This window comes from Microbulbifer mixtoriginis (SeqCode), from assembly GCF_052468275.1.
Genome location: NZ_CP174341.1, coordinates 1340186 through 1352562, shown reverse-complemented (window position 1 = coordinate 1352562; position 12377 = coordinate 1340186). Strand labels below are relative to the sequence as shown.

Annotated in this window: 12 protein-coding genes; 8 read left to right on the top strand and 4 right to left on the bottom strand. The window is 50.1% G+C overall.

All coding sequences use genetic code 11. The annotated features are described in order from the left end of the window. Positions 1 to 5: 5 nt before the first annotated feature. Complete coding sequence (gene radA, locus ACJJIC_RS05910) at positions 6 to 1400, bottom strand: DNA repair protein RadA (RefSeq protein WP_444910559.1); 1395 nt, start codon at positions 1398 to 1400, stop codon at positions 6 to 8. Between the two features lie 306 nt (positions 1401 to 1706). On the opposite strand from radA, the gene ACJJIC_RS05905 reads away from it, so the two are divergent. The 7 genes from ACJJIC_RS05905 (at position 1707) to ACJJIC_RS05875 (ending at position 7792) form a co-directional block, all read left to right on the top strand. Next, complete coding sequence (locus ACJJIC_RS05905) at positions 1707 to 2108, top strand: pseudoazurin (protein WP_444910560.1); 402 nt, start codon at positions 1707 to 1709, stop codon at positions 2106 to 2108. Between the two features lie 13 nt (positions 2109 to 2121). Then, a complete protein-coding gene (locus ACJJIC_RS05900) occupies positions 2122 to 2919 on the top strand; it encodes an oxygen-binding di-iron domain-containing protein (protein ID WP_445356606.1) in 798 nt (265 codons plus the stop codon). Between the two features lie 101 nt (positions 2920 to 3020). Next, positions 3021 to 3434: a hypothetical protein gene (locus tag ACJJIC_RS05895; RefSeq protein WP_445356605.1), complete on the top strand. Its 414-nt coding sequence runs from the start codon at positions 3021 to 3023 to the stop codon at positions 3432 to 3434. A gap of 114 nt (positions 3435 to 3548) precedes the next feature. Next, positions 3549 to 4040, top strand: a complete 492-nt coding sequence (locus ACJJIC_RS05890) for a DUF411 domain-containing protein (RefSeq protein ID WP_445356604.1) — start codon at positions 3549 to 3551, stop codon at positions 4038 to 4040. Positions 4041 to 4049: 9 nt separating this feature from the next. Continuing rightward, positions 4050 to 5798 carry a copper resistance system multicopper oxidase gene (locus ACJJIC_RS05885; protein ID WP_445356603.1) on the top strand — a complete coding sequence of 583 codons (1749 nt, stop codon included), beginning with the start codon at positions 4050 to 4052 and terminating at the stop codon, positions 5796 to 5798. Next, a complete protein-coding gene (locus tag ACJJIC_RS05880; protein ID WP_444910565.1) occupies positions 5795 to 6589 on the top strand; it encodes a copper resistance protein B in 795 nt (264 codons plus the stop codon). Before ACJJIC_RS05885 ends, ACJJIC_RS05880 begins: the two co-directional genes overlap by 4 nt. 291 nt (positions 6590 to 6880) lie before the next feature. Further along, a complete protein-coding gene (locus ACJJIC_RS05875) occupies positions 6881 to 7792 on the top strand; it encodes a copper resistance protein B (RefSeq protein WP_444910566.1) in 912 nt (303 codons plus the stop codon). Positions 7793 to 7963: 171 nt separating this feature from the next. On the opposite strand, the gene ACJJIC_RS05870 is transcribed toward ACJJIC_RS05875, so the two are convergent. From ACJJIC_RS05870 to ACJJIC_RS05860, 3 genes are all read right to left on the bottom strand, one after another. Next, a complete protein-coding gene (locus tag ACJJIC_RS05870; RefSeq protein ID WP_445356602.1) occupies positions 7964 to 8803 on the bottom strand; it encodes an alpha/beta hydrolase in 840 nt (279 codons plus the stop codon). 554 nt (positions 8804 to 9357) lie between these two features. After that, positions 9358 to 10152, bottom strand: a complete 795-nt coding sequence (locus ACJJIC_RS05865; protein ID WP_444910568.1) for an SDR family NAD(P)-dependent oxidoreductase — start codon at positions 10150 to 10152, stop codon at positions 9358 to 9360. Positions 10153 to 10490: 338 nt separating this feature from the next. Next, positions 10491 to 11567, bottom strand: coding sequence for an MBL fold metallo-hydrolase (locus tag ACJJIC_RS05860; RefSeq protein WP_445356601.1), 1077 nt, complete (start codon positions 11565 to 11567; stop codon positions 10491 to 10493). 139 nt (positions 11568 to 11706) lie between these two features. Here ACJJIC_RS05860 and ACJJIC_RS05855 point away from each other — a divergent pair, with 139 nt between their 5' ends. Beyond that, entirely contained in the window at positions 11707 to 12318 is a 612-nt protein-coding gene (locus ACJJIC_RS05855; protein ID WP_444887253.1) for a TetR/AcrR family transcriptional regulator, read from the top strand. Positions 12319 to 12377: the final 59 nt, after the last annotated feature.

The window sequence follows — 12377 nt, the reverse complement described above, 5'->3', positions numbered from 1 at the left end:
CCGACTCAGCTCATGTCGATCACGGCGAGGGCTTCCGCCAGGGTTTTTACCGAGTGCATTTCCATACCCTCGATATCGTTTTTCAGGCGATTGGCGGCGGGCACTATCGCTTTGCGAAAACCGTGCTTGGCGGCTTCGCGCAGGCGCTCCTGGCCCGAGGGCACGGGGCGGATCTCACCGGAAAGTCCCACCTCACCGAAGACCACCAGATCCCGCGGCAACACCCGATTGCGAAAGCTGGAAACAACTGCCAGCAAAAGAGTCAGGTCGGCACTGGTTTCCATTACCTTGACGCCGCCTACCACATTGATAAACACATCCTGATCGCCGACCAAGACGCCGCCATGGCGGTGCAGCACCGCCAGCAGCATATTCAGGCGGTTCTGGTCGAGGCCCACCGCCACCCGGCGCGGATTACCGAGGCTGCTGTCATCCACCAGTGCCTGCAGTTCCACCAGCAGCGGACGGGTGCCCTCCCACACGGAAGTCACCACCGATCCCGCGGCGATCTCCTCGGCGCGCTGCAGGAAAATAGCGGAGGGATTAGAAACTTCTTTAAGGCCCTGCTCGGTCATGGCAAATACCCCCAGCTCATTCACCGCTCCAAAGCGGTTTTTATGGGCACGCAGGGTGCGGAAGCGAGAGTCGTGAGTACCTTCGAGCAATATGGAGCAATCAATAATATGTTCCAGCACCTTGGGGCCTGCCAAACTGCCGTCTTTGGTGACATGGCCCACTAAAATCAGCGCAGTACCAGTCTGCTTGGCGAAGCGGGTCAGGTAAGCAGCACTCTCACGCACCTGGGCCACCGAGCCCGGAGCGGACTGCACATCGCTCATATGCATCACCTGGATAGAGTCCACCACCATCACGCGTGGATTGACTTCTTTTGCCGCCAGGCAGATGCGCTCCACATCAGTTTCACTGAGGAGCTGCAGGGAATCAGTGGGCAGACTCAGGCGTTTGGCGCGCATAGCCACCTGCTGAAGAGATTCTTCACCGGTGATATACAGCGCCGGCATTGAAGTAGCGAGGTGGCACAGAGTCTGTAGCAATACCGTGGATTTACCGGCCCCAGGATGACCGCCGATCAGCACCACCGAACCCGGCACCAGGCCGCCCCCCAGCACCCGGTCGAGTTCCGAGGCGGAAGTGGGAATACGCGGCAGCTCACTCAGGTCGATTTCCGAGAGCTTCTGCACCTTGCCTGCACCGGCGGCGCCGGCATAGCCACTCTGGGCATCGGTGAAATTGGCCGCGCGGCTGTCTTTGTGCTCCGGCCCCAAACGCACTTCAGAAAGACTGTTCCAGGCACCACAAGCACTGCACTGCCCCGCCCACTTTGTATAGTCAGCGCCACATTCATTGCACACATAGGCAGTTTTGCGTTTAGCAGCCAAGGTTATTCCCCCAAAGCGTCACCCAGTCAAATTGGCGCACAGTTTACCCCTTATCTCCCTTCAGAGGGCAGCGCTTAACAGACAGATATGACTCTCCTTTACCCAAGTGGTGTATTGGCACTTTTTCCCACTTTCTCTGGGATCTGCGCGATTGATCTAGATCAATTCTTCGTATTTTCACCGGGCTAATATCCGGCGCGTCTCGCCTCCTCCTATAGGCAGAGTCATTACAACATCACCGACTACTCAAAACAGGAAGTAAATATGTCGTCTATTACTCTTCGCAGTGCGCTTCTCGCACTCGTCATGGCCTCGACGTCCGCCCTGGCAGCAGATCACGAAGTTAAGATGCTGAACCAGGGCAAGGACGGCATGATGACTTTCGAACCCGCGTTCCTAAACGTTGCAGTGGGCGATACTGTCACCTTCCTGCCCACCGATATGGCACACAACAGCCGTTCCGTACTCTCCCCAGCCGATGGCGACAGTTGGAATGGCGGCATGGGCGAGAAAGTCAGTGTGACCTTGAATAAGGAAGGCGTTTACCTGTACCAGTGCGATCCGCACCTGCCCTTGGGCATGGTCGGTGTAATTCAGGTAGGCCAGGCCGGCAACCTGGAAGATGCCAAGAAACACGCTCAAGGAATGAGTGAACGTATCGCCGTCAACAAGGAGCGCCTCAGCCAGTACCTTGACCTAATTAAATAAGAGAGGCCGCGGCGTGGACATTTTATTTGAGCAAGGCCCCCACCTGGTTGCGCGATTCTGCGATCTGGTTAAAGAACAGAATGGCAGCGATGGAGTACAGGCCAACCAGTTTGTGATTCGCCGCGGCACTAAAGGTGCGCTGATTGATCCCGGCGGCGATCTCACCTATACCCCCCTGACCATCGAACTCAGCCGCCACCTGAATCTGAGCGATCTGGAGTATATCCTGGCCTCGCACCAGGACCCGGACATCATCGCCTCACTGCCGCGCTGGATGCTGCACTCGCGCTGTAAGGTGGCAGTATCTAAACTGTGGTCGCGCTTTCTGCCACATCTGGTCTCCGGCTTCGTCGCCTCGCGCGCCGGTAGCGAGCGTTGGCAGGACCGTATCATTCCCCTCAGTGACAAGGGCGAAGTGCTGCCTTTTGCAGACAGTGAGATCTGGGCGCTGCCTGCGCATTTTATGCACTCCTGCGGCAACTTCAGTTTCTATGACCCGGTTAGCCGTATCCTGTTTTCCGGTGACGTGGGCGCCTCCCTGGGTGGGGAAGAGGGCGAGGTCATCGACTTCGATACACATATTCTATCCATGGAAGGTTTCCACCAGCGTTATATGGGTGGCAACTGGGCCTGCCGCTTGTGGGTAAAAATGGTAAGAGAGCTAAACCCTGCCATGATCGTACCCCAGCACGGCGGTTATTTTGCCTCTGAGCAAGTAAAGGAGCGCTTCCTGAGCTGGTTGGAACGGTTGGAATGTGGTCCCGACCTGCTGCGCCACCAGGATTATCACTTACCTTTAAGAACGCCCTAAAGAAAAGGAATAGGCACGGTAAACCAGCAGAAGCGTAAAACCAATGGAAGGCAAAAGGAGAGCGGGATGCTCTCCGTCCACTTCCCTTCGCATATCCCGCTGTGCTTCGCCCCCCCTGCTTGCGCCCCCTGCTGGCCACACATACACTGAGCGGCAAACTGCTCCAGGCTCACTTTATGCACACCGCCCACCTTCGCACCTTGCTGCTGATACTCCTGCTGGCCTTTGCCGGCCTGGCATCGGCCGTGCCCTGTGCGGAACCGGCAGATATGCTGGGCCTGGAAAACAGCGAACAACGGCACTGCGAAGCGGATAAGGCCAATGATTGCCACAGCGAGCACCGCGGCGATTGTGGCATCGAATGCGGCTGCTGTCCGGGATTAAGCAATAGCCTCGCCGCAATCTCCGCTAATGTTCCAAATTTTTCACGGCCAATTTCCCTGGCAGCTACTTACTCAGTATTTAAGCCTTCCCCCGACCCGGAAAGCGCCCTTCGGCCTCCTATTGCCTCCTGAGCCCTAGCTCCAGCAGCAAACTTCACAGTAAGTCTTTTTTTCCCGCCACTAACCACGCCTGTGCTGCGCTAGCGATGTGGTGGGTCAGTTGATATGAATGACAGGAGTAATTCCATGTACCGATCTTTTTTAGCCGCAATTGCCGCGCTTGTTACCACAATAGCCCTCAGTGCTTGTGCTGAACCCACCGAGCCCAAAGAACCTCAAGCGCAGAATCTGACTACCTATAAATCCGCTACCTGTGGCTGCTGCAAAGTTTGGGTGGACCACGCTCGCAACAGCGGCTTCGAAGTGGTGGCAAAGGATGTCGATGACCTCAACGGCGTCAAAAAACAGCACGGAATAGAACCCCGCTACCAGTCTTGCCACACCAGTGTGTCCAAGGAAGGCTATGTTTTCGAAGGGCATGTGCCAGCCAAGCTGATTCAGCAATTTTTGCAGAATCCCCCTAAAGGCGCTCTGGGACTAGCTGTGCCCGGTATGCCTCTCGGAAGCCCCGGTATGGAGATGGGCGATCGCTTTACGCCCTATCAGGTAATGCAGTTAAACAAGGACGGCAGCAGCGTGGTTTATACAGAGATCAACGCGGCCGGAGAACAGTTCTGAGGACTGTCAATGACAAAGCCTCCGCGGTGCGGCTCGGTTTCGCGCCGCACCTTTGTAACCGGAATCAGCGCCGGCATGGCCCTGCTGGGCCTGCCCGGCTCCCCTACCCTCGCCAGGGCGCGAGTCCCCCCTCCCACGACTTTAACTGGCGAGAATTTCTCCCTGCAGGTAGACCAAAGGGCAGTCAACCTGACCGGACAACCCCGCAACGCAATTTCAGTTAACGATTCTATTCCCGGCCCAATCCTGCACTGGCACGAGGGGCAAACTGTCACTCTCAATGTCCTCAACCAATTAGATAAAAACACTTCGATTCACTGGTATGGCATCAGAGTGCCCAACCCTATGAATGGTGTACCAGGGCTCAATTTCTCCGGTATTAGGCCCGGGGAAAATTTTCGATACCGCTTTAAAGTCAAACAAAGCGGAACTTACTGGTATCACAGTCACTCCGGCTTCCAGAGACAGCAGGGACTGTACGGAGCTATTGTCATTGATCCAGCTGGAGGAGACCCGGTGACCTATGACCGGGACTATGTGGTGTTGCTCTCCGATTGGAGCGATGAATCTCCCCAGCGGATTTATTCAAACCTGAAGAAAGATGGCCACTATTACAACCGGCGCCGCCACCGCACCACCACAGATCTCTGGCGAGATGTACGCACGAAAGGCATAGAGCAAACCTGGCGTGAACGGCACCCCTGGAACTTCGCAGGTATGTCTGATCGGGATGTGTCTGATGTGACAGGCTACACCTACAGCTACCTGATCAATGGACAAACGCCAGAAGACAATTGGACAGCCCAATTTGCCCCCGGAGAAAAAGTACGGCTGCGTTTTATCAACGCCTCTGCCATGACAATCTTCGACCTGCGCATTCCAGGCTTGGATATGACAGTGGTCAGTGCCGACGGCCAGAATATTCAACCAGTACGGGTGGATGAATTCCGTCTAGGCACCGGGGAAACCTACGATGTGGTGGTTAAACCTAGTGGGGACAGAGCCTACACGCTATTTGCCCAGGCGATAGATCGCGGCGGTTACGCTCGCGGCACTTTAACGCCCGCCCAGAGGCTCACCGCCGAAGTCCCTCCCATGGACCCAATCCCAATACTCGATAAGCGCGACATGGGGTTCACTCGCGCCAGGGGTATTAGAGTCTCTGGCAGACAGTCATCTGCTGAAGAGCGCAATACCAAACTGGCCCCGGCCGGACAGGGAAGCGATAGCCCCACTCTCCACAAACCAACAGAAAAAGGCCACGGCGTTGCCCTGCACGCACTCGCCCCACAAAGTGGAGTGGATGATCCCGGCGTGGGACTCCGTGAACATCTGCAACGCTACAAGCGACGTATCCTAACTTACAGGGATCTTCGCAGCCTCACTCCATCATTAGACCAACGCCAACCGCAGCGAGAAATACAGTTACACCTCACCGGCAATCCAGCCCGCTACCTATGGTCCATTGACGGTATTAAATATAAAAACGCCACACCAATCTTATTGGCTTATGGCGAGCGCCTTCGCATCACCCTGGTGAACGACACCCTACTCACCCAGCCCATGCACCTGCATGGTTTATGGAGTGAGTTGGAAACTGGTGACGGAGAGTATCTACCACGCAAGCACACGGTGATGGTGCAGCCCGGTGCCAAGATCAGTTACCTGGTAAATGCAGATACCCGGGGGCGCTGGGCATTACACTGCCAAATGCTTTATCGCACATACGGTATTTTCCGAGAGGTGCGCGTGGTATGAGGCGCACTCTCTGTACCAAAGCGACAGTGATAATAATTGTTACCCTGTGCTTGCAACTGGGTTTTCAAGCAGCTAAAGCGCAAAATCGGGAAGACCAGCACCACAGCTTCCAAGCCCCCTCAGAAGGATCAGTCGCTGGAGAGGACAATGGTATGGCCGGGGAGGGGGACAAGCCGGTAGCCAAACTCAGCCTTGACCAATTCGAACGGCGCGGTATGAACGGCGCGGCAATCGAAGGCGATTTCAGTTATGGAGATGACGTCAATAAAGTAGTGCTGGAAGTAGACTTTGAGCGGGGAGGAGGAGAAACGGAAAAAAATGAGCGATGGCTGGTCTACAGCCGGTCCATTTCCAAAGATTGGAATTTCCTCGCCGGCTTCCGACACGACCTACAGCGGGAAACTACCAGCCGCAATTGGCTGGCGATTGGGCTGGTTGGAGAAACCCCTTACTCATTAGAAATGGATGCAGTGCTATTTCTGGGAAGGAACGGCAGTACAGCTTTTCGCCTGGAAGGGGAATATGATGCAAAGCTCGCAGAAAAAGTGAGCCTTATTCCGCGCCTGGAGCTGAATTTCTTTGGCCAAAATGATGAAATCGCTGGCAGTGGCAGTGGATTGTCTCAAATAGAAATAGGCTTGCGCCTACTCTACGAAATTCACCCTAAATTTTCCCCCTATGTCGGCGTTCACCATGAACGAGTTGTGGGCAATGCCGCAGATTTTGCCCGTGAAGAAGGGGAAAAGGTGTATAGCACCGTGTGGGTTGTCGGTTTTCGCGCCTGGTTTTAGCTCCCTGTTCTATAAAACATTCTGTTCACAACAAACTATCCGCCAAGTAAAAGCAGCAGGAAACCAGAAATTTTCTTGGCTTACAGTTGTAATTCACACTTTTTCTTAGGATTCATTAATAGAGAGATTTGATCAAATTTGAAAGGTTAGAAAGACAATGTGCTTATACTGGAAAATATTCCTTACAACAAGCAAGCTCAAAACTTTATAAAATGGCAGAATACTGAAACAGCTTCTATTAAATGTATGAAATTATTACATCAGGAAAAAATGGTATAGAAAGGGCAAAAAGTGTCGCACATAAACACTTCAGCTCTACACTTTATTCACTCACCATATCTGCAGCAAGATTTCTCCTCATTGAACCTCATAGGTCGCACCAAGCCTATGTGGGATAAACGGGAATCCAGACGATACGCAAGTGAAATTCTTCTACGTAAAGTATCAATAACTCCAGCGATTACTATTTCCTTACTAATGGGGATGCTGGCTATCGAAGGACAATCCCAAGAGGATTTACATCATGGCCTTCAGTATCACTCCACATCTGGAAGTAACAATGATGCAACCCTAGGAGAAGACAAACCCATCGCCAAGCTCAGCCTTGATCAATTTGAATTACAAGGTAATAACGGAGCCACCATTGAGGGGGATATCAGCTATGGTACAGACCAAAGCAAGCTATCCGCAGAAGTAGACTACGAGCGCTCCAACGGGGAGACGGAGGAGAATGAGCTATGGGGCATTTACAGCCACGCAGTTTCTGCTAATTGGAATATTCTCGCAGGAATTCGTCATGATTTTTACCTGGAGAATACCAGCCGCAATTGGTTTGCAATTGGTATTATTGGCGAGACCCCCTACTCATTTGAAATGGACGCTGTACTTTTCCTTGGTAGAAGCGGCAGCACTGCCCTTCGTATAGAAGGGGTTTATACATTTAAACTCTCAGAAAAGTTTAGCTTAGCACCCCGTGCAGAATTTGATTTTTTTGGGCAAAATGACAAAAGTGCAGACGGAGGGTCTGGTCTATCTGAAATAGAAATTGGCATACGTTTACGCTATGAATTTCATCCAAAATTCTCCCCATATATTGGCATACATCAATATCGCAATATCGGAAGAACTGCAGATTTTGAACGCGAAGAGGGAGAAAAAGTATACGATACAGTGTGGGTTCTGGGATTTCGAGCTTGGTTATAAACCAAAGCTAATTCCCCCTTAGCTAAAATTGGTACTATTAATAATAGCGGCACCTCTGAAAAGCTATCCTCTTCATCCTATGAACCTTAAATCTTTAATTGCCTAACATCAAACAGGATAATAAGAACAACTCACAGAGGCGCCAAAAAGATCAACCGTGCAACTAAAGCGTTAATCTTCTTTAAATACTTCCCTAATTCCGATATTGTAACCCACCACTGGAACCGTTAGGTGATTCTCCCCCTTAAATACCTTTTTCGACAATTTAAGGCTGGGATAATTGCGCGACTCTAACCTGCGCACAAATTGCTTCATATCCTTCACCATAAATCCCTCTTCCTTACCGACAAACATGAATATATGCTTCTCCATATCTATATTATTTTCTGCATAAATTCGTTCCTCGGCAAAAATCACTTTATCATCCCACCAGATACTAGGGCTTGCTACAATATAACGGTGAAAACTATCTGGCTGAGTAAACAAAGTATGAAGAGCAAATAATCCCCCCAGAGAATGTCCCATAAAGGTCTGATCCTGTTGATCTGCATGGAAAGCATTGCTAATAAAGGGCTTTAACTCTTCGTTAATAAACTCAAGAAACTGATTCGCACCACCCCCCTGAATCTCCCCATCCATCTCCACAGCAGTTGGTGTCAAATCGAGACGCCGTAACTTCCCCAAACTATCATCAACATAATCAATACCTACAAAAATAAAAGCCGGAATCTTTCCTGTTACACTCTGCTTGAAGAAATTTGGAGCCATCATTGGAAAATCGAGATAACCATCCACCATATAAACAACTGGATATTTAACGGTATCGTTCTCCGGATCGTATTCTTTTGGCAATAGAACATCAATTTGATACTGACGCGCCAAGAGGTCTGACTGGTAATAAAAAGACAATATTTCGCCACGAGTAAAAGAGACTGGCTCGGCAGTTCCTGCAGACACCGCCCCCACAGAAACGACAAGTATAAAAACAACCGTTGACAATAATATTCGCATAAACTTTCCCTAGCTGAATGAAATTACTATCACCAATGCAATCAGCGACACCCCAGTTTTTAATTCAGAGCAAACCATAATGTCAACTTAGACACAAAAATTAATAGCCATGTAAATAGATAGGCATAAAACTCACATTTATTTAAAAACAAAAAATTCGCGGAGTGTAGCCTTTCATAGCTTCAAGTAAAGATAAACCAACACAACATCCTACAACTTTGCAAAATAAGACATCATTGTATCTTTTGAGACAACTTACCCAGGATCCACTCTAATCTTTACTCTACGCGTTGAATATGGCGACACACCCGATTCTCAAATAGCCTAAATCCAATACCCAAAACTACTGTTACCAGCTACAAGAAAATATTGAATCACCATTTTAACCCCGGAAATTTAGGCAACCTTTACTAACTGAAGCGTAAAAATACCACTCAGCGGCAACCCAGTATTCTGACGCACCAGAGTCAGCAGGAATACAACCCTTCCAGATTATCAATAAGGCCCACAGCAAGGCCAAGTGGATAATCCAGCTCTAGTAAAATAGTGAAATTTTATGTCTTTTCATTACTTACAATACGCTTAAATACTTTCCCAGATAGACGCAGCAGCTGCGCTCGGCTCAATAGTCGAGAAAGTAAAACAAGTGCCCATTTTTGCTTACCTGACAGTACATAACTTTTTTTGGAGAAGAATGCTTTTAGCCCTATTTGAGCGACGTACTCAGCAGTTTCGTAAATACTCTCATCCACCTTGACTTGATTATTCGCCACCTCAGCAAAGTTTGTCTTGGTTCCACCGGGGCAAAGGCAGGTTACTGTTACACCTGTTCCTTGTAGTTCATTGTGCAGAGCTTCCGAAAAATTCAGTACGTAACTTTTGGATGCAGAGTAGACGCCAGCATAAGGTACCGGCATCAGGGCTGCTCCAGAGGCAACATTAATGATACCGCCTGTTTTTTTAAGCCTCATCTCTGGTAGATATAAGTAACAAAGCTCTGTAAGGGTGTTAATATTCAGCTGCAACATATCCCTATAGGTTTCAAGAGTGAAGCTTTCAAAGCTTCCCCACTTGCCAAAACCTGCGTTATTAATGAGAATGTCAACTTCAATACCCATCTCTTTAGTTTTATCAAAGAGCTTTTGCGCAGATCCTTCCACGCTTAAATCCATAGGAATAAAGCTTGTATCTACTGGGTATGATTCATTAATTTTTGTTGCGATATTCGATAAGGAGTCTTCAGATCGAGCCACCAAAATTAGGTTTGCACCTCTTTTAGCACATTCATACGCAAATGCTTCGCCGATTCCCGAAGAAGCTCCCGTAACTAATACAGTCTTTGATTTCATTTACTACTATCCCAATACAACTCAAATCCTATTTATTTAGGAAAATATCGGCCTGTGAGTTTCTCTTACCGCAACATTGATAAAAGCATCCGGTTGCAAATACGATCGCCAAACCATTCGCGAGTGAGATCCATTTTTAAAGGGGGCAGTATCTTGATCCTTTAGGTCGCCCATTCAATCCCGACATCGGGCAGGTGTGTAGACAAAAAACCCTTTACGGCCCGTACTCAGTCAGAGCCCTTGCCCATAACCCACGTAGCTCCGGTTATGAATACAAATTGTTTATCCATCTGCACTTCCCTCTTGAAAGAAACTCAACTGAATTGGCAAGACCGTATTTATGGTTGAGTAGCCAGATCGATCTGCCCTTCAGCTATAAACTTCCTCCACCAGGCCTGTGTCGGGGCGGGCGTACGCACATTCACCGGAGCACCGATAACAGGCGTAAGAACTGTTGCCCCATGAGCTTCTGCGGCCACTGACGCGCGCTCTAGGGGTTCAAACCAATCGTGCAGGGCAAGATCAAAAGTACTGTTGTGGATAGGAACCATGGCACGGCCACGCAAATCCAAATGAGCCTGCACACTCTCCTCCGGTAGCATATGGACTTCACTCCACAGATCGTTGTAAGCACCGGTTTCTATCAGGGTTAGATCAAAGGGCCCGAAACGCTCCCCGATTTCCCGAAAGCCACCGAAATAACCACTATCACCGCTAAAGAAGATTCGTGTCTCGCGTCCTGCAATTACCCAGCTGGCCCACAAGGTTCTGTCCCTATCAGTAAGGCCGCGCCCGGAAAAGTGTTGCGCCGGAGTGGCCGTCAATTGCAGACTGCCTAATGAAAAGGACTGCCACCAGGCCAGCTCGATAATCTTGCCTGAAGCGACTCCCCAATCCCGTAAGTAATCGCCTACCCCTGTAGGGACAACAAAGCGTTCAACTTTCTTATCCAGGGTGCGCACGCTGGTTTTATCCAGGTGGTCGTAGTGATCATGGCTGATTATTACGGCTTTTAACGCCGGCAAATCTTGCAGAGACAAAGGTAGCGGGTGGAAACGTTTCGGCCCCATCCACTGTACTGGTGAAGCCCTCTCACTGAATACCGGGTCAGTAAGCACAAACTCCCCATCAAGATGGATCAAAACGGATGAGTGCCCCAGGCGATAGATCGTTGGCTGACCCTCATTAGTTGTGAGTACTTCCTTTGTGATCGTCTGTAGGGGAAGAGGTACTCTAGGTACCGGTGCCACCCTGTCAGCACGGGCATAGGCTGCAATGATGTCCACCATCTTACCCAGCCCCGCTTTATAAACGGTCTCCGTGTTTTGAAACTTTTGCGGCTGTGTAGCACAGCTATTAAATAGACCAACGGACATACCTATCACTCCTAGTAATAACCACCAGCGCTTCTTCATAGATGCCACCAAGTAAACTATACAGTGCAGTTTATTGTCGATAGAAGAAAAAGTAAACCAGTTAGTGTAAAATTAATCACTTAGATTAATTCCCCCGCCAGGTAGCTTTCCTGACGCAAGCAGAGATACCGAGAGTCACATGAGTGAAAAGAAGCCGACCAGAAGCGAAATTAAGCGCCAGGCCATTATTGATGCCGCTAAACAGGCCTTTCAGGAGCTGGGCGTTCAGGGAACCAGTATGGATGAGCTGGCAGCCCGCGCCCAGGTGTCCAAGCGCACGGTATATAACCACTTTGCCAGCAAGGAAGCCTTGGTGATGTTTTTGATTGGCGAGCTCTGGCAGCAGGCAACCCAGTCCCCAGGCTGTGACTATAACCCGGATAGCGACCTTTATGCTCAACTGCACACGCTGTTGGCGCTGGAAATTAAAACTATCTGTAACCCGCAGTATATTGAACTAAACCGTATGGCCTTCGACTACTTCTTCCACCAGCCGGAAGCCCTGCGTCAGGAAATGGAAAAATACAAAGCCCATGAAACCGGCGTACAACGCTGGATTAAAGCCGCCGCAGCCGATGGCCGACTGAAGCCACTGGACCCAGAAATCGCCAGCGGGCAGATACACAACTTAATTAAGGGAAGCTGTTTTTGGCCACAGATGTTACAACTCTCCGGCCCGCCTAGCTCAACCGAACAAGCCGCACTAGCTGAGCGTACTGCGGAGATGTTTTTGAGTCATTATCAGGTTTAATACTCTGATTGGAAGCTCTAAATAGCAATCAGGATTCCCCAGGAAACTCAACTGCAAAA

What these genes read in the sequence shown, in the direction of transcription:
- ACJJIC_RS05905 (WP_444910560.1), top strand. Translation starts at nt 1,707, where the DNA reads ATGGCCTCGACGTCCGCCCTGGCAGCAGATCACGAAGTTAAGATGCTG.
- ACJJIC_RS05890 (WP_445356604.1), top strand. Translation starts at nt 3,549, where the DNA reads ATGTACCGATCTTTTTTAGCCGCAATTGCCGCGCTTGTTACCACAATA.
- ACJJIC_RS05885 (WP_445356603.1), top strand. Translation starts at nt 4,050, where the DNA reads ATGACAAAGCCTCCGCGGTGCGGCTCGGTTTCGCGCCGCACCTTTGTA.
- ACJJIC_RS05880 (WP_444910565.1), top strand. Translation starts at nt 5,795, where the DNA reads ATGAGGCGCACTCTCTGTACCAAAGCGACAGTGATAATAATTGTTACC.
- ACJJIC_RS05870 (WP_445356602.1), bottom strand. Translation starts at nt 8,803, where the DNA reads ATGCGAATATTATTGTCAACGGTTGTTTTTATACTTGTCGTTTCTGTG.
- ACJJIC_RS05865 (WP_444910568.1), bottom strand. Translation starts at nt 10,152, where the DNA reads ATGAAATCAAAGACTGTATTAGTTACGGGAGCTTCTTCGGGAATCGGC.
- ACJJIC_RS05860 (WP_445356601.1), bottom strand. Translation starts at nt 11,567, where the DNA reads ATGAAGAAGCGCTGGTGGTTATTACTAGGAGTGATAGGTATGTCCGTT.
- ACJJIC_RS05855 (WP_444887253.1), top strand. Translation starts at nt 11,707, where the DNA reads ATGAGTGAAAAGAAGCCGACCAGAAGCGAAATTAAGCGCCAGGCCATT.